This window comes from Blastococcus sp. SYSU DS0669, assembly GCF_054050895.1.
This window is the reverse complement of sequence record NZ_JBJHAE010000009.1, coordinates 58,872-75,382: the sequence shown is the minus strand read 5'-3', so window position 1 is coordinate 75,382 and position 16,511 is coordinate 58,872. Positions and strand designations below refer to the sequence as shown.

At 74.6% G+C, this 16,511-nt stretch carries 13 protein-coding genes; 9 read left to right on the top strand and 4 right to left on the bottom strand.

The features are described 5' to 3' along the window. Positions 1 to 10: 10 nt before the first annotated feature. Positions 11 to 5,929 carry a DUF4011 domain-containing protein gene (locus ACI792_RS11610; RefSeq protein ID WP_456602710.1) on the bottom strand — a complete coding sequence of 1,973 codons (5,919 nt, stop codon included), beginning with the start codon at positions 5,927 to 5,929 and terminating at the stop codon, positions 11 to 13. A 220-nt stretch (positions 5,930 to 6,149) separates the two neighbouring features. Between ACI792_RS11610 and ACI792_RS11605 the strand changes: the two genes are divergently transcribed. Further along, positions 6,150 to 6,941 (top strand): enoyl-CoA hydratase/isomerase family protein, encoded by a 792-nt coding sequence (locus tag ACI792_RS11605; RefSeq protein ID WP_456602772.1) that lies wholly within the window; start codon positions 6,150 to 6,152, stop codon positions 6,939 to 6,941. Positions 6,942 to 6,990: 49 nt separating this feature from the next. Here ACI792_RS11605 and ACI792_RS11600 read toward each other — a convergent pair whose 3' ends face one another. Then, positions 6,991 to 7,881, bottom strand: a complete 891-nt coding sequence (locus tag ACI792_RS11600; protein ID WP_456602709.1) for an isocitrate lyase/PEP mutase family protein — start codon at positions 7,879 to 7,881, stop codon at positions 6,991 to 6,993. A gap of 106 nt (positions 7,882 to 7,987) precedes the next feature. On the opposite strand from ACI792_RS11600, the gene ACI792_RS11595 reads away from it, so the two are divergent. From ACI792_RS11595 to ACI792_RS11565, 7 genes are all read left to right on the top strand, one after another. Then, entirely contained in the window at positions 7,988 to 8,692 is a 705-nt protein-coding gene (locus ACI792_RS11595) for a GntR family transcriptional regulator (RefSeq protein ID WP_456602708.1), read from the top strand. Then, positions 8,689 to 10,752, top strand: a complete 2,064-nt coding sequence (locus tag ACI792_RS11590) for a hydantoinase/oxoprolinase family protein (protein WP_456602707.1) — start codon at positions 8,689 to 8,691, stop codon at positions 10,750 to 10,752. The genes ACI792_RS11595 and ACI792_RS11590 overlap by 4 nt, the downstream gene beginning before the upstream one ends. A 2-nt stretch (positions 10,753 to 10,754) precedes the next feature. Continuing rightward, positions 10,755 to 12,629, top strand: a complete 1,875-nt coding sequence (locus tag ACI792_RS11585) for a hydantoinase B/oxoprolinase family protein (protein WP_456602706.1) — start codon at positions 10,755 to 10,757, stop codon at positions 12,627 to 12,629. Next, positions 12,626 to 13,279 carry an isochorismatase family protein gene (locus ACI792_RS11580; protein ID WP_456602705.1) on the top strand — a complete coding sequence of 218 codons (654 nt, stop codon included), beginning with the start codon at positions 12,626 to 12,628 and terminating at the stop codon, positions 13,277 to 13,279. Before ACI792_RS11585 ends, ACI792_RS11580 begins: the two co-directional genes overlap by 4 nt. 104 nt (positions 13,280 to 13,383) lie before the next feature. Beyond that, the gene (locus ACI792_RS11575) at positions 13,384 to 13,602 is read left to right on the top strand and encodes a hypothetical protein (RefSeq protein ID WP_456581596.1); all 219 of its coding nucleotides are present in this window, start codon (positions 13,384 to 13,386) and stop codon (positions 13,600 to 13,602) included. A 246-nt stretch (positions 13,603 to 13,848) separates the two neighbouring features. Continuing rightward, entirely contained in the window at positions 13,849 to 14,826 is a 978-nt protein-coding gene (locus ACI792_RS11570) for a ferritin-like domain-containing protein (protein ID WP_456602704.1), read from the top strand. 171 nt (positions 14,827 to 14,997) lie between these two features. After that, positions 14,998 to 15,411, top strand: coding sequence for a hypothetical protein (locus tag ACI792_RS11565; RefSeq protein ID WP_456581594.1), 414 nt, complete (start codon positions 14,998 to 15,000; stop codon positions 15,409 to 15,411). Positions 15,412 to 15,421: 10 nt separating this feature from the next. On the opposite strand, the gene ACI792_RS11560 is transcribed toward ACI792_RS11565, so the two are convergent. Continuing rightward, positions 15,422 to 15,703, bottom strand: a complete 282-nt coding sequence (locus ACI792_RS11560; protein ID WP_456602703.1) for a DUF427 domain-containing protein — start codon at positions 15,701 to 15,703, stop codon at positions 15,422 to 15,424. Positions 15,704 to 15,834: 131 nt separating this feature from the next. Here ACI792_RS11560 and ACI792_RS11555 point away from each other — a divergent pair, with 131 nt between their 5' ends. Beyond that, positions 15,835 to 16,065, top strand: a complete 231-nt coding sequence (locus ACI792_RS11555) for a hypothetical protein (protein ID WP_456602702.1) — start codon at positions 15,835 to 15,837, stop codon at positions 16,063 to 16,065. Between the two features lie 17 nt (positions 16,066 to 16,082). Here the strand turns inward: ACI792_RS11555 and ACI792_RS11550 are convergent, their stop codons facing one another. Beyond that, positions 16,083 to 16,466: a PaaI family thioesterase gene (locus tag ACI792_RS11550; protein WP_456602701.1), complete on the bottom strand. Its 384-nt coding sequence runs from the start codon at positions 16,464 to 16,466 to the stop codon at positions 16,083 to 16,085. Positions 16,467 to 16,511 lie beyond the last annotated feature (45 nt).

The following is a 16,511-nucleotide window of genomic DNA, read 5'->3' as shown; positions in this document are numbered from 1 at the left end:
CGGCACCGGGTCAGCCGGTGACGAGGCCGTCGCCCGACTCGGTGAGCCGGCCCGAGCCCAGGGCGGCGGCCAGTGCCTTCTCCAGCACCGGGGTCACCGACGCGGCCCGCCGCTTGTAGCCGAACACCGTCGCGGTCGCCGTCAGCAGCTCGTCGCGGGTCATGCCGGCCGCGGCCCGGCAGAGCGCCGCCATCGCGTTGGCGACCTCCTCCGGGGCCACGTGCTCCAGCGGGCGGTCGGTGCTGGCCACCTGGCGGCGGAACCCGGTCCAGGTCGCCCGGTCGACGCCCTCGGGCCACAGGAAGTCGCCGTCGACGGCCGAGGGCGGCAGCAGCGACAGCAGCACCTGCTTGCGCGCCTCGGTGGCCCGGTTGAGCCCGAACGCGCCCACGGTCAGCTTGGCCAGCCGGTCGACGTGGATGGGTCCCTCCGCCTTGACGCCCGCGGCCATCACCCGGCGCACCGCCCGCGCGGCCTTCGACACCGGCAGCTCGTCGAGCACCGACTTCTCGCCCGCGGTCTTGGGGATCCACGGGACGAAGGGGGTCTCGCCCTCCAGGGCCGGGGCTCCGGCGGGCTTGGCCGCGGCGGCCGGCCTCGGCGCCGGGCGGGCGGTCGGGGTCGGCACCGCCAGGGAGGTCACCGAGGAACGGAGCGCGGCCACGCCCTTGAACGACTCGACGGCGGCCGTGGGCAGCGGCACCGGCTGCGCGATCGGCCGGCTGGCGACCGGGGCGGCGTCCACCGCACCGGCCAGCCGGTCGACGACCGCGGACGGGTCGGCCAGCCACGCGGGCAGCCACACCCGCTCCACGACGGGCCAGCGCAGCATCTCGCCGAGCACCTCCGGGGGCAGGCCGTCGCGGTCGCCGACGGTGCCCCGGCGCGCCCAGGCCGGGCCGTCCAGCAGCACGGCCATCACCGGGGTCGAGGGGTCGGCGGGGCGGGAGACCGACAGGTCGACGCGGAACTCCGAGAGGCCGACGTCGGTGCGCACCACCAGCCCGCGCTCGCGCAGCGCGGCGGCGATCTGCTCCCGGTGCCGGTCGACGACCGCGGCCGACCGTGGGAAGCGCGGCAGCACGTCGGTGCCCTGCTCGGCCATGTCGAGGTAGGCCCGCAGGTGCTTGATGCCGACCGAGGACGTCTCCTCCGCCCGCAGCTGCGCGGGGTCGAAGGAGGAGAAGACGACGACCTGGCGCCGGGCCCGGGTGATGGCGACGTTGAGCCGTCGCTCGCCGCCCTGCCGGTTCAGCGGGCCGAAGTTCAACGGCAGCGTGCCGTCGGCCGTGGGCGAGAACCCGGTGGAGAAGAAGATGACGTCGCGCTCGTCGCCCTGCACGTTCTCCAGGTTCTTGACGAACAGCCCCTCGCCGTCGGTGCGGTCCAGCGCGGCCGACAGCCGGTCGTCGTCCGCGTCGCGGAGCAGCGCCTCGATGTAGGAGCGCTGCTGGGCGTTGAAGGTCACCACGCCGATCGAGGGGACGGCGTCGATGCCGTCCCACTGCGGCACCGCGTCGAACCGGCGGCGGATCTCGGCGACGATCGCCTTGGCCTCGATCGGGTTGGTGCGCAGCAGCCGCCCGGCCCCGGAGCGGTGGAAGGTGCCGGGCACCCGCACCAGCGAGACCCCGCGACCGTCGGCCTCGGCCGAGGCCCGCCCGTGCGTGGGCGCCGGGAAGGAGGAGAGCCGGCTGTCGTAGTACTGGGCGTTGGAGAAGGCGATGAGCGACTCGTCCTGGCTGCGGTAGTGCCAGGACAGCCAGTGCCGCGGCACCCGCGCCTGCACGCACTCGCCGAGGATGGACTCCTCGTCCTCGACCGCGGTCTCCACGACCTCGACGGCGTCGTCGTGCGCGGTGGTCGTGGGCTCGAGGAAGGACGTCGGCGGCATCTGCTTGGAGTCACCGACGACCACCGCGGCCCGGGCCCGGCCGAGGGCGCCGATGGCGTCGGCCACCCGGATCTGCGAGGCCTCGTCGAACACCACCAGGTCGAACTGGTCGGCCTTCGCCGGGAAGAAGCGGGCCACCGAGTCCGGGGAGACGAGCACGCACGGCATGACGGCGGTGACCAGCTCGCCGTACCGGGCGAGCAGCTGCCGGACGCCCAGCCCGCGGCGCTGCTTGGCCAGCTCCCGCTGCAGGGCGCCGACCTGGCCGGTGCCCATCGCGGCGTCGAACGGCCGGGAGGCCAGGACCGACGCCGGCAGCGCGGCCGTCAGGTGGGCGCGGACCGCTCGCGAGGCCTCGGTGAACCGCACGATCGCCGCCTGGTGCGCGTCGACGTCGAAGAGGTCCAGGCCGGTGGCGTCCAGCCGCTCGGCGACCGACGCCGTCGCCAGGCCGCGGTCCAGGGCGCGCACCGCGTCGTCCGCGGTCACCGCCCCGGTGATCAGCATCGTGCGGGCGTCGAAGAGCCCGGCGTAGCGCAGCGGCTCCAAGGTGTCCAGGAAGGAGACCCACCGGCGCAGCGACATCAGCACCGAGTTCTCCACACCGCGCTCCGGGCGGGTCATCGACCAGCGGAGGACCAGCCCGTCGTCACCGGCCCACGTGGCGAGCTGGTCCGAGGAGCTGCGGCAGACGTCCAGCAGCGCGACGACGGCGTCGCGGAGGCGGGCGACGGCTTCCGCGGGGGCCGGCGCGGCGGGCATCCCGGCGACGATGAGCTTGCGCAGCGCCACGTGGAAGGCCGAGGAGCCGTCGACGGCGGCGCCGGCCCGGCGCAGCCACTCGACCTCGCGCTCCAGCAGCCCGGGGTCGGTGAACGGGTTCCAGGAGGTGGGCGCGGACAGGCCGGGGACGGTGTCGACCCGGCCGGCGACGGCCTGGACCGCCGTCCGCACCCGCCACAGGCTCTCCACCAGCAGCGGGACGTCCTTGGGCCGCACCTTGGCACCGGGGCGCAGGCAGGCGGCGATCTCGTCGCGGACCGCGAGCAGGCGCTTCCGGCGGCCCCACCAGCCCGACGCCGCCGCCGTCTGCGCGCGCACGTAGATCTCGGCGAGCGGCAGCCCGAGCACCTCGGGGCCGGCGACGTCGAGGCCGGGGTGGCGGAACGCGGTGAACGCGGCGACCTCGCCGAGCACCGCGCCGGTCGCCGTCGTCCAGCGGCTGCTGAACGTCTCGTCGAGGACGTCGAGGCCGACCGGCGGGCCGGAGAGCAGGTGGACCAGCGCGTCGAGGTCCTCGGGGGTGCGGGCGTGCCGCAGCACGCCGCCGAGCTCGGCGAACCCGGAGGCCTCCCGGACGGCCGCGTCGACGGCCGCCGCCGCCTCGCGGGCCGCCGGCAGGTCGATCTCGGGGGAGTCGACGAACGCCCACGGGTGCCGCAGGGAGGGCCGGGTGAGGTCGGCGATGTCGGGCAGCAGCGCGAGCGCCCGGCGGACCGCGGTGAGCACCTCGGCCGGGGCGTTGGCGACAAAGGGCTGCGGCACCGGCAGCGCCGGGACGTCGGTACCGGCGGTGAGCTCCGCGGTGCGCGCGGTGTAGAGGGAGAGGCCGGCGGCGTTCTCCGCGTGCAGCCGGTCGGCGTAGCGGGCCAGCTGCCGGCGGGCCGAGCGCAGCCGCTCCTCGTCGGTGGCCATGCCCTGCTCGTCGACGGCGACGGCGTGCTCCAGCGCGAGCCGGATCTGCGCCCGCACCATCGAGGCGCGCGAGCCCTTGTCGTGCAGGTCGAGGGCGAACATGCCCATGCCCACGGCGTCCAGCCGGCGGGCGACGACGTCGAGCGCGGCGCGCTTCTCGGCGACGAAGAGCACCCGCTTGCCGTCGGCGACCGCGCGGGTGAGCAGGTTGGTGATGGTCTGCGACTTGCCGGTGCCGGGCGGGCCCTCGAGGACGAAGGTGCGGCCGGCGGAGGCCTCGGCGATCGCGCGCAGCTGGGAGGCGTCGGCCGGCACGGGCAGCCGGCCGGCCAGGTCGTCCAGGTCGACGTGGGCCCCGGAGTCGCGGGCCGGGTCGAGGAAGGGCTCGGTCGGCTCGTGCACGAGGTGGTGCACCAGCGGGTTGCCGGCGAACTCGCCCCAGTGCTCGTCCAGGTCCTTCCACAGGCGGTACTTGGCGAACTGGAGGATCGCCAGGTCGGCCGTCGCCTCGACCCGGTAGGGGAGACCGTGACCGACGAGGCCGACCCGCACCGCCTCGAGCGCCCGCTCGACGTCGGGGGTGCTCTCGGCGCTGTCGCTCAGCGCCGGGACGACCAGGCCGTGCACCTGGCGCAGCTTCTCGAGCAGGCAGTAGTTCGGGGTGCTCGCGCCGGACTCGTCCAGCGACAGCCGGTAGGAGCCGGTGCGGCCCACCGGGGCGAGCACGACCGGCACCAGCAGCAGCGGCGAGCGCAGCGGGCGGCCGTCGAGCTCCCACACCAGCGACCCCAGCGCCAGGTACAGGTTGTTGGCGCCGGTCTCCTCCTGCACCGTCTTCGCGCGGTAGGCGAGGTTGCGCAGCCTGGGCAGGTACCCGCCGGAGGTGACGTCGGCGTGCACCTCGCGGCGCTCGACGAGCAGCTCGGTCAGCTGCTCGGCCGGCAGCTCCCTGGCGGCGGTGAGGCCGCGCTCGGCCTGGACGGCGGCCAGTTGGTCGCCGGGGAGCAGGGTGATGGGGGTGCCGTCGTGGAGGAAGTTGTCCAGGATCGGCAGCGCGGTGCCGGGGAGCGTCAGCGGCAGCCCGGCCCGCTCGCTGTAGTTGATCAGCCGGTTGCGCAGGCTGAGGTCGAGCAGCGCGTTCTTCCACTGCTGCACCCGGGGCGGGGCCTCGGGGCGCTGCGGGGCCGCACCCACGGCCGGGGCGGGGAGCGCGGGGGCGCTGTGCTCGGCCGGCCGGTACTCGACGACCTGCAGCAGCCCCTCCGGCGTCCGGGCACGCGCCGGCAGCGGCAGGATGCCGTCGCGCCGGGCGCGGTGGACGTCGGTGACGCCGAGGACGCGCTCGAGCTCGCCGGCCAGCCAGCGCTCGTAGGCCGGGGCGTGCAGGTCGGCGCCGGGCTCGCCCCCGCCGGTGAGCAGCGAGGTCTCGACCAGCCCGATCAGCCCGAGGTCGACCAGGTTCACCAGAGGCGAGGCGTCGGTCGTGGCGGCCGACTCCGAGCTCCGCTCCTCCCGCCAGTAGCCCAGGAAGGCGTGCGCCCCGCCGGACCGGCCCCCGCCGGAGCCCTCGGCCAGCCACAGCAGCGGCCGGATGCCCGCCTGCTCCAGCGCGGCGGCCACGAGGACGACCGCGTCCAGGGGCGTGGCGACCCGCCAGGTGAGGACGTCGCCGGGGGAGCGGACCTGCTGGCCGAGGTCGGCCCAGCTCAGCGGCGGCTCGGAGTGGCGGACCCCGCGGCGGCGCACCACCTCGGCGACCGCCGCGACGACCTCGTCCACCCGCTCGGCGGTGGCCGCGTAGCCGACCAGGGCGCCGCTGCCGGTGCGGTCCTCGAGCAGCTCGGCGGCCTCGGCGACCAGGCCGGTGACCGCCGGGTGGTTGGGCATGACGTGGGCGGCGAGCATCTCCAGCGCCAGCGGCAGGGGGCTGGCCAGCCACTGGTTGGCGGCGAGCACCTGCACCGGCGCGGTCGCCTCGCCGACCAGCACGTCCTCGTGCCACACCTCGACGTCGACGACGCCGGGGCGCTGCTCCTCCACGTGCAGCATCGCCGCGGGGTCCATGACCAGCCCGATGCCGGTGAGCACGGTGGTGCGGCCGCCGTCGACGTCGGCGAGCAGCTCGACCCCCTGGGCGATGGGGCCCTCGGCGTCGCGCACCGACAGCCGCACGGTGGCCCCGCGCAGCGCCCGCTGGGAGGTGAGCGCCAGGCGCGAGACGACCGGGATGCGGTTGTGGGCCAGCGCGTAGCTCAGCACCGGGGTGGAGGTCAGCTCGATGGAGACCACCGTCGGCGGCGCGACGACATCACCGAGCCGGATGTCGGCAGTGCTCTCCATGTCACCTGTCTACCGGGTCGGACGGACTGGTCCGCCCATGGTCCCCGACGGGTGGGGCGGGTGTGACGGGAGAGCCCGATCGTTGCCGGGGATCACAGACGGGGGGTCCGCCGACGGTTCCGACCCGGGCCGGTCCTGCCGATGGGCGCGCACGACCGGGGGCCACCGGCGACGCGGCCCGGCTTGCCGCCCGCGCGGCGCAGGAGGCAGGTTGACCGTCATGGACCCCACGCGGCGACACGAGTCCGGCCTGGTCGTCGAGGAGCGCGGGCACGTCCGCGTGCTCACCCTCGACCGGCCCGAGCGGCGCAACGCGCTCTCCACCGAGGTGCAGGCCGACCTCGTGGAGGAGCTCCTCCGGGTGGTCGAGGACGGCGTGCGCGCGGTGGTGCTCACCGGCACGGGCCCGGCCTTCTGCGCCGGCTTCGACCTCAAGGAGATCCGCGCCGCCGACGAGCGGGGCGAGCGGTTCCGCCCGCCGATGAACCGGCCGGCGCGGTCGGTGTTCGAGGTGGTCACCGAGACGCCGGTCCCGGTGCTCGCCGCGCTCAACGGCCCGGCGGTCGCGGGCGGGTTCGAGCTCGCGCTCGCCTGCGACCTGCGCATCGCCTCGCCGGCGGTCCGGTTCGCCCTGCCGGAGGCCGCGATCGGCATGGGCGCCAACTTCGGGTCGGTGGTGCTGCCCAAGCGGATACCGGTCGGCATCGCGCTGGAGATGCTGTTCACCGGGGACGCCGTCGACGCGAGCGAGGCGCAGCGCTGGGGCCTGGTCAACCGGCTGGTCGAGCCCGACCGGGTGCTGCCCACGGCGCTGGAGCTGGCCGGGCGGATCGCCGCCAACGCGCCGATCTCGGTGCGGCGGATGAAGGAGACGGCGATCAAGGCGCTGGAGCTGCCGCTGTGGCAGGGGCTGCGGCTCGACGTCGGCCCGAACCCCTACCTGAGCGAGGACCGCCGCGAGGGGATCGCCGCCCGGCTGGAGAAGCGCCCGCCGCGCTGGACCGGCCGGTGACCGGGCGCCGGGTGGGGGCGGGTGGTCAGCCCCCACCCGGCGCGGCCGGTCAGCGGAACCGCTGCTCGAGCTCCTGGATCTCGGGCAGCCCCACCAGGTCGGTGAACTCGCCGAAGCTGGGCAGCGCGTCCAGGGCCGAGGTGGGCACGCCGTCGCGCTTGAGCACGTCCAGCAGCGAGCGCATCCCTGCCGTCGCCGCCAGCAGCGTGCCGATCGGGTAGAGGACCAGCGAGAACCCGAGCTCGGCGATCCGCTGGTAGGTGAGCGGCGGGGTGCGGCCGCCCTCGGCCCAGTTGAACAGCAGGGGAGCGGTGCCGCGCAGCTCCTCGGCGACCCGGGCGATGTCCTCGGCCGAGGTGGGGGCCTCGACGAACAGGACGTCGGCGCCGGCCTCGGCGAAGGCGCGCGCCCGCGCGATCGCGTCCTCGACACCGGAGACCGCGACGGCGTCGGTGCGGGCGATGACGAGCAGATCGGGGTCGCGCCGGGCGGCGACGGCGGCGCGGATCTTGCCCGCCATCTCCTCGGTGGGGATCACCGCCTTGCCGCTCATGTGCCCGCACTTCTTGGGCGAGACCTGGTCCTCCAGCTGCAGGGCGGCGACGCCCGCCTGCTCGTAGAGCTGCACGGTGCGGACGACGTTGACCGCGTTGCCGTAGCCGGTGTCGGCGTCGGCGATGACCGGCACGTCCACCGCCGCGACGATCCGCCGGGCGTTGTCCACCATCTCGGCGCCGGTCAGCAGCCCGACGTCGGGCCGGCCGATGAGCGAGGCGGTGGTGCCGAACCCCGTCATGTACACCGCGCCGAAGCCCGCCTGCTCGACCAGCCGCGCCGACAGCGCGTCGTAGGCGCCCGGTGCGATGAGCGGCTCCGGCCCGTCCAGCAGCTCGCGCAGCCGTGCCCTCGGCGCCCGCCCGTCGCTCAGCAGCTCCGCCACCGTCGCCCCCTCCTTGTATGCAGTCACACGGAATTTACGGGGACCCATTGCCTCGCGGAACCCGGCGCCCCTAGGTTTGCACACAATCTTCGAGGGGGTGTGACCGGTGACACGACCCGCGACGTCGGCCGAGCGCGTCCTGCAGGAGCTGCGCGAGCTCATCCTGGCCGGCGCCCTGGCGCCCGGTGCTCGCCTCGGCGAGGTCGAGCTGGCCGAGCGGCTGGGGGTCAGCCGGACACCGGTGCGCGAGGCGCTCACCCGGCTGGCCGCCGAGGGCCTGGTCGAGATCGCGCCCAACCGCGGTGCCCGGGTCGCCACCTGGACCGTCGCCGAGCTCGAGGGGGTCTTCGACCTGCGGCTCTCGCTGGAGCCGCAGCTCACCGGCTTCGCCGTCCCGAACGCCGGCCCCGGGGACGTCGACGCGCTCGAGGACCTCGCCCGCCGCATGCTCGCCGTCGGCACCCCGGGACCCGGCCAGGACCTGGACGCGCTCGTCCCGCTCAACCGCGCCTTCCACGACCGGCTGGTCGCCCTGGCCGGGCACCCCACGCTCGCCGCCGCGCTCGCCGCCGCGATCCACCCGCCGATCGTGCGGCGGAACTTCCACGCCTACGACGCCGAGTCGCTGCGCCGCAGCCTCGCCCACCACCTGGAGATCGTCGCCGCGCTGCGGGCAGGCGACCCCGGGTGGGCCCGCGCGGTGATGACCGCGCACATCTCCAACGCCCGGGCCGTCATGGTCCGGGCCGCCACCGCCCAGGCAGCCCGCGCGGCGGCCAGCCCGCATCCCCAGGAAGAGGAGGCCTCATGAGCTACCGGCTCGGAGTCGACGTCGGCGGCACGTTCACCGACGTCCTGCTGGTCGAGGAGGGCACCGGCAGCACCTGGCGCTGCAAGACCGCCTCCACCCCCGCGGACCAGGCGGTCGGTGTCCTCCACGGGATCGAGCGGGTCTGCGCCGAAGCGGGCATCGACCTCGCCGAGGTCGCGCAGGTGCTGCACGGCACGACGGTGGCCACCAACGCGATCCTCGAGGGCAAGGGCGCCCGCGTCGGGCTGGTCACGACCAGGGGCTTCCGCCAGGTGCTGCAGATCGCCCGCTCCTACGTCCCCGGCGGGCTGGCCGGCTGGATCATCTGGCCCAAGCCCGAGCCGCTGGCCGCGCTCGAGAACACCGTCGAGATCGACGAGCGCATCGCCAGCGACGGCGCGGTCGTCCGCCCGCTGGACGAGGACGACGTCCGGGCGCAGCTGGCGAAGCTGCAGGCCGCCGGCATCGAGGCGCTGGCGGTCAGCCTGATCAACTCCTTCGCCGACCCGGCGCACGAGCGGCGGGTCGCCGAGCTCGCCGCCGAGCTCCTGCCCGGCATCCCGGTGTCGCTCTCCTCCGACGTGCTGCCCGAGCTCCGGGAGTACGAGCGCACGCTCACCACGGTGGCCAACGGCTACGTGCAGCCGCAGGTGAAGAGGTACGTGCAGAACCTCGCCGGGCAGCTCCGCGCGGGCGGGGTCGAGGGCTCGCTCGCGATCCTGCGCAGCGACGGCGGGCTCTCCTCGGCCGACAAGGCGATCGACGCCCCGGTGACGATGCTGCTGTCCGGCCCGGCCGGTGGCGTCACCGGTGCGGTGTGGGTCGCCGAGCAGGCGGGCTACCGCGACCTGATCACCTTCGACATGGGCGGCACCTCGACCGACGTCGGTCTCGTGCAGGGGCTCACCCCGCGCATCGGCCGGGAGACCAAGGTGGGTGACCTCGTCGTGCGCGTCTCCAGCGTCGACGTGCGCACCGTCGGGGCCGGTGGGGGGTCGATCGCGCACGTCCCCGAGCTGACCCGGGCGCTGCGGGTCGGGCCGCAGTCCGCGGGCGCCGACCCGGGCCCGGCGTCGTACGGCAGGGGCGGCGTGGACCCGACGGTCACCGACGCCAACGTCGTCCTGGGCTACCTGCCCACGACGCTGGCCGGTGGGGAGATCAGCCTGGACGTCGAGGCCGCGCGCGCCGCCGTGAGCAAGGTGGCCGAGGCGATGGGGCTGGACTCCCCGGAGGCCGGGGCCGCCGGGATCGTGGACATCGTCAACGAGAACATGCTCGGCGGAGTCCGGCTGGTGTCGGTGCAGCAGGGGTTCGACCCCCGCGACTTCGCGCTGGTCGCCTTCGGTGGCGCCGGCCCGCTGCACGCCAACGCGCTCGGGAAGCTGACCGGCGCCTGGCCGGTCATCGTCCCGCCGGGGCCGGGCCTGCTCTGCGCGCTCGGTGACGCGACCACCAGCCGCCGCGACGAGTCCGCGCGCACGGTGCTGCGCCGGTTCGGCGAGCTCTCCGGCGCAGACCTCGCCGGCATCCTGCGCGGGCTCGGCGAGGACGCCGGCCGCCGGCTCACCGAGCAGGGCCTCGCCCCCGAGGTGCAGACCACCGGCTACCAGGTCGACGTCCGCTACCACGGCCAGGGCTTCGAGATCCCGGTCGACGTCGACCCGGCCTGGCTCGACGACCCGGACACCGCGCTGGACGCCGTCGCCCGCACCTTCGACGCGGAGCACGAGCGGCTGTTCAGCTTCCTGCTCGACGTCGACCACGAGATCGTCAACGCCCGCGCCACCGTCGCCGGCCCGAAGCCGGACGTGGCGCCGGTGGTCCTGCCCGAGGGCGACGGCGACCCGGCCGGCGCGCTGGTGCAGGACCACTCGATCTACGTCGGCGGCGAGCACGTACCGGCCGGCGTCTACGACCGGGCGAAGCTGCGCGCCGGTGACGTGGTGACCGGTCCCGCGATCGTCACCGAGATGGACTCCACCACCCTCGTCCTGCCCGGCCACGTCGCCACCGTGCACCCGGCCGGCAGCCTGCTGATCACCCCGCTGGAGGGCTAGCCATGGCGACGATCCTCGAGACCGCGACCGGCACGATCGAGAAGGGCGAGGTCGACCCGGTCACCCTCGACCTGATCGAGAACGGGTTGCGCAACGCCCGCTACGAGATGGACGAGGTGCTCTTCCGGACGGCGCTGAGCCCCGGCATCCGCGAGCAGCACGACGAGTTCCCGCTGATCGCCGACCCCGACGGGAAGATGGTCGTCGGCCAGTTCGGCCTGTCGATCCCCGACTTCCTCGAGGGCTTCCGCGACACGATCGAGGAGGGCGACGTCCTGCTGACGTCGGACCCGTACTCGTGCGGCGCCGCCATCAGCCACGCCAACGACTGGCTGGTCGTCGTCCCGATCTTCCACGAGGGGCGGCTGGTCGGGTGGGCGTCGATGTTCGGGCACATGTCCGACGTCGGCGGGAAGACGCCGTCGTCCATGCCGACGGACGCCACGACGATCTTCGAGGAGGGCGTGGTCATCCCGCCCTTCAAGCTCTACCGGAAGGGCGTGCTCAACGACGACGCGCTGCGCATCGTGCTCAACCAGGTGCGCAAGCCCGACTGGAACCGCGCCGACCTCAACGGGCTGGTGGCCGCCTGCCGCACCGCCTCCCGGCGGGTGGTCGAGATGTGCGAGCGGTTCGGGACCGGCACCTACCTCTCGGCGCTGGACGCGCTGCTGCAGCGCAACTACGACGCGATGAAGGTGCTGCTCTCGGCGGTGTTCGAGGAGGGGCGCACGCTGTCGTTCACCGACTACATCTGCGACGACGGGGTCGGCTACGGGCCCTACCAGCTGACGATGTCGCTGACCCGCACCGGCGACAAGGTGCACATCGACTTCACCGGCTCCTCGCCCCAGGCGGTCGGGCCGATCAACTACTTCATCAACGAGAACCTCACCCGGATGTTCTTCGGGATCTACATGATCACCGTCGCCGATCCGCAGATCCTCTGGAACGACGGCTTCTACCCGCTGGTCGACGTCACGATCCCGGAGGGCTCGTACTGGCGGCCGAAGTTCCCCGCGGCGCTGAACGGCCGAAACCACGGCATCGGGCGGGTCTTCGACCTCTTCGGCGGCCTGCTCGGCCAGACCAACCCGGCGCTGCTCAACGCCGCGGGTTTCTCCTCCTCGCCGCACTTCATGTACTCCGGCAACTACTCGTCGGGGGAGCGGAAGGGCGAGTGGTTCCAGCTCTACTCCATCGGCTTCGGCGGCATCCCCGGCCGGCCGCTGGGCGACGGCCCCGACGGGCACTCGCTGTGGCCGAGCTTCACCAACATCCCGTGCGAGTACCTGGAGTCCTACTACCCGCTGCGGATCGAGCAGTGGGTGACCGTGCCCGACACCGGCGGCGCCGGCCTGCACCGCGGCGGCAACGGCGTCGACGTCACCTACGTCTTCGAGGAGCCGGGCACGATCGCGATCCACGACGACCGCTGGCTCACCTACCCGTGGGGCGTCAACGGCGGGCACCCGGGCGCCCGCGGCACCAAGTGGCTGGAGCGCGCCGACGGCACGCGGCGGGTGCTCCCGAGCAAGTGCCACGACGTGCCGGTGGCACCCGGGGACGTGCTGCACTTCGTGACCTGGGGCGGCGGCGGCTGGGGGGACCCGCTCGAGCGGGACCCCGAGCTGGTCGCCCTCGAGGTGCGGCGGGGGCTGGTGACGCCGAAGGGCGCCGAGCGGTACGGGGTCTGCGTGGAGGAGGACGGCACGGTGAACAGGCAGGCGACCGAGAACCTGCGCGACCAGCTGCGCGCCGACCGGCCGGCCGAGCTGCCGGTGTTCGACATGGGGCCGCCGATCGAGGAGCTGCTGGCCCGCTGCGAGGAGGAGACCGGCCTGCCGGCGCCGACGCGCCCGGTGTGGGCCGGATGAGCGAGCCGGAACCGGCGCCCGGGCCGCACGGGTCCGCCTTCTCCGGCCGGGTCGGCTGGGGGAGGCGCCCGGCGGTCCTGGTCGTCGACCTGGTGCGGGCCTACACCGAGCCGGCCGGACCGTTCGCCCTGCCGGACCCCGCCCCGGCGGTGGCGGCGGTGGCCGCGCTGGTGGACGCCGCCCGCGCGGGCGGGCACCCGGTGCTCTGGACCGGCGTCCGCTACGGCCCCGACCTCGCCGACGGCGGGTTGTTCGTGCGCAAGGTGCCGGCGCTGGCCGCGTTCGCCGCGGGGGCCGAGGGGGACTGGGGCGGATTCGCCCTGGAGCCGGCGCCGGGGGAACCGGTGCTGCTCAAGCAGTACGCCTCCGCCTTCTTCGGCACGACCCTGGCGAGCACCCTGCGCACGCTCGGCGTGGACACCCTCGTCATCGGCGGGGTGTCGACGTCGGGCTGCGTGCGGGCTACGGCGATGGACGCGCTGAACTGCGGGTTCCGACCGCAGGTGGTCCGGCAGGCGTGCGCGGACCGGACCCCGGGGCTGCACGAGGCGAACCTGGCCGACCTCGACGCCAAGTACGCCGACGTGACCGAGCTGGACCGGGCGCTGGCGGGGCTGGGGGCCATGGATCCGGAACCGGGCCGTTCATGACTTTCGCGTAACGGCTCGTCCCACCCGTCAGACGGGGCTGCGACCCGGGGGTCGGGGCTGCGAGGGTCCGCCTGTCCGTGCCGGTACGACCCCGAGGAGACGTCATGACCTGCGCCCACTGCGGAGCCGTTCACCAGCGAGGCCGCTTCTGCGTCGGCTGCGGCACCACCATGCCGCCGTCGTCGCTGCCGCCCCGCCCGGTCCGGCTCGCCCCGCGCCCGCCGTACGAGGTCACCGACGACATGACCCAGCCGGTGCTGCGCTTCGACGTCCAGCAGCGCCGCGCGCCCGCGGCCGGGCGGGTGTCCGCCCGGGTCGGCTGACGGCCCGCCGCCGAGGGCGCCGCTCCCACCGGGGGCGGCGCCCTCGCGTCGTCCGGTCGCAGCAGCGGTTCACTCCTCCGGGTGACGAGGCTCACTGCTAGCAATCTGCTTGCAGTTGTTAGCACCGCGGGGATCCGGGGCACACACAGAACCGTCAGCAGAAGGACCCCGCTGCCCCCCGGCCCTCGCGAGCTCGCGCCGGGGCCGTGCACCGGGGCCGTCGAGACCCCTGGAGCCGTTTTCCTCATGACCGACAACACCAACGCCAAGATGATCAACCAGCTGCGCGCCCTCGTCCTGCTCACGCAGACCGAGGAGCAGGTCGCACGCACCCGCATCGGCCAGGCCCGCACGGACGCCGTCCGCCGGGAGCTCACCCAGAACGCCGACAACGCCGCGGCCCGCTCGCTGGAGATCACCGAGCAGCTGCGCGCCCTCGGCGGTGTGCCCGACGTCGTGACCCCCGTCATCGGCCGCCTCTCCGCCGCCCTCAAGGCCACGTTCGAGCAGACGACCTCCATCGAGGAGGCCCTGCTGCAGGACCTGCAGCTCGAGCACCAGCTGCTCGACCGCGCCACCTACCTCAAGGTGCTCGCCGGGACCGCCGAGGACACCGCCACCCGCCGCCTGGCCGAGAAGCTGGTCGAGGCCCACACGGCGACCGTCGAGTGGCTGACCGTCGTCCTCGCCGAGGAGGCCCTGGGCGGCCCCGCAGCTCTCCAGCCCACCCCGGTGCAGAAGGTGGCCGGTGGCGTCGCCCGCGCGGTCAACGCCCCGGTGCGCTTCTGGGCCAACACGGTGAACAACGCCGTCGACACCGTGCGCCACGCCGGCGAGGAGACCTCCGACCGGTTCTCCGCGGTGGGTGACCGGGCGACCGCGCTCACCGGTGCGGTCCGCGAGACCCTGACCGTCGGCCGCGCCGCCTCGCTGCGCCGCGCCGAGCGGATCGCGCAGCGCGAGGGCAACGAGGACGCCGCCCAGGTCGCCCGCGCCGCCCGCGAGGAGCTCGGCGACGTCACCGCCGACGAGCTGCCGATCAAGGGCTACGACTCGATGTCCGTGCCGGACGCGGTCAAGGCGATCAAGCAGCTGAAGACCCCGCACGACATCAACGTGATCATCCGCTACGAGGAGACGCACAAGAACCGGTCGAACGTGGCCAGCGCCGCGCAGACCCAGCTCGCCGCCCTGGCCAAGGAAGCCGTCGGCGTCGACAGCTGAGAAAACACCCCCTGCCCCCAGCGCTCGCACGCTCGCGCCGGGGCCCTGCAGGGGGCGGCCGCACGCACGCGCAGGGCCCGCATCCCCACGGGGGGTGCGGGCCCTCCGCGTGGGTGACATCGCGTGCCGACCGGGTTTGGCACGCCGACGACGAAGGGGAAGCCTGCACCCATGAGCATCACACCCGAGGCCCTGGAGGCGGAGTTCTCGCTGACGACGGCCGCGACCCGGCTGGACTTCCTCAGCCGCCGCGACAACGGCGACACCGCGCTGAACACCGTCCGGGACGACGACGCCGACGCGTGGTCGGCCTCCCTGCGCGACACCGGGACCCAGCTGGACGTCTACGAGGCGCTGGAGCTCCTGGCGCTGGGCGAGGTCGTCTCGCGCCGAGCGCACGACAGCCAGCTGGTCGGCATCCGCGCCGCGCTGCGCGGCGGCGCGGAGTGGGAGCAGATCGCCGGTGCGCTGGGGGTCACCCCGCAGCAGGCGTGGGACTCCTACACCGAGTCGATCGACCGGCAGCTCGACGCCGAGGCCGCCGAGAAGGCCCGCGAGCTCGCCGGCGCCCGACCCGGTCGCTGACCGGGGCGGGTCAGCGCACCTGCACGCCCTTCCAGAAGGCGACGCGGCCGGCGATCTCCCGGGCGGCGTCCTTCGGCTCCGGGTAGCACCAGGCCGCATCGCGGTTCTGCTGCCCGTCGACCTCCAGGGTCAGGTAGGAGGCGGTGCCCTTCCACGGGCAGACGGTGTGCGTCTCCGACGGGCGCAGCACGTCCTCCCGGACGGACTCGCGGGGGAAGTAGGCGTTGCCCTCGACGGTGACGATGTCGTCGGACTCGGCGACGACGACGCCGTTCCAGGTGGCGGTGGTCATGCCCCGATGGTCCTCCTCGTGCGCCCGCCACGCCGCTCGCGGGCCGGGGGCGTGAGGCCCGTCGGTCTGGGCATGGAGGGGGAGGCCGGCCGTCCGGTCGGACCACCCGAGCCGAGCCGCAGGAGGAGACCATGGCGAACCCGGACCACCGCAGCGCCGACGACGAGAGGGACCGGGAGGGCACCCCGAAGGGCAGGCGGCTGGGCCGGGTCCTGATCCCGCTCGGCATCCTGCTGGTGATCGCCGTGATCTTCACCTACATGCTGGTCGTCGCTCAGGGCCAGACCGAGGTCGACGAGGAGGGGCAGGGGGCGGCCTCCGCGGGCGTCGTCCTGGAGGTGCCGGCGCCGTTGCCCGGCTGACCGCCACCGGCCGGGCGTCAGGAGCCGAGCAGCGCGAAGGTCGCCACCGCGTGGACGAGGGCCTTGCCGTCCTGCTCCACGTCGGCCTCGCACACGGTCAGGTGCTGGCCGCGGGTGCGCAGCCGGGCGGTCACCTGCAGCGGGCCGGTGGTGCCGGGGCGCAGGTAGGTGACCGTGAGCTGGCTGGTCGCCGGCACCTCGCCGTCGTCGGTGGTGGTCTGCACCGCCAGGCCCATCGCGGTGTCGACCAGCGTGGCCAGCACCCCGCCGTGCAGCGTCCCGGCCGGGTTGAGGTGCTCGTCGGTCACCTCGAACCCCACTCGGGCGGCACCGTCCCCGGCTTCCTCCGGCCGGACCCCCAGCCGTTCGGCGAACCCGCCCGTGGCCACGTCGTCGCTCATGGCGGCCCCGCTACCCCGCACGGTCCGGTCGCACGCCACGCGGGC

Coding starts and splice junctions, on each gene's coding strand:
- ACI792_RS11610 (WP_456602710.1), bottom strand. CDS start 5,929: ATGGAGAGCACTGCCGACATCCGGCTCGGTGATGTCGTCGCGCCGCCG.
- ACI792_RS11605 (WP_456602772.1), top strand. CDS start 6,150: ATGGACCCCACGCGGCGACACGAGTCCGGCCTGGTCGTCGAGGAGCGC.
- ACI792_RS11590 (WP_456602707.1), top strand. CDS start 8,689: ATGAGCTACCGGCTCGGAGTCGACGTCGGCGGCACGTTCACCGACGTC.
- ACI792_RS11585 (WP_456602706.1), top strand. CDS start 10,755: ATGGCGACGATCCTCGAGACCGCGACCGGCACGATCGAGAAGGGCGAG.
- ACI792_RS11580 (WP_456602705.1), top strand. CDS start 12,626: ATGAGCGAGCCGGAACCGGCGCCCGGGCCGCACGGGTCCGCCTTCTCC.
- ACI792_RS11575 (WP_456581596.1), top strand. CDS start 13,384: ATGACCTGCGCCCACTGCGGAGCCGTTCACCAGCGAGGCCGCTTCTGC.
- ACI792_RS11570 (WP_456602704.1), top strand. CDS start 13,849: ATGACCGACAACACCAACGCCAAGATGATCAACCAGCTGCGCGCCCTC.
- ACI792_RS11565 (WP_456581594.1), top strand. CDS start 14,998: ATGAGCATCACACCCGAGGCCCTGGAGGCGGAGTTCTCGCTGACGACG.
- ACI792_RS11560 (WP_456602703.1), bottom strand. CDS start 15,703: ATGACCACCGCCACCTGGAACGGCGTCGTCGTCGCCGAGTCCGACGAC.
- ACI792_RS11555 (WP_456602702.1), top strand. CDS start 15,835: ATGGCGAACCCGGACCACCGCAGCGCCGACGACGAGAGGGACCGGGAG.
- ACI792_RS11550 (WP_456602701.1), bottom strand. CDS start 16,466: ATGAGCGACGACGTGGCCACGGGCGGGTTCGCCGAACGGCTGGGGGTC.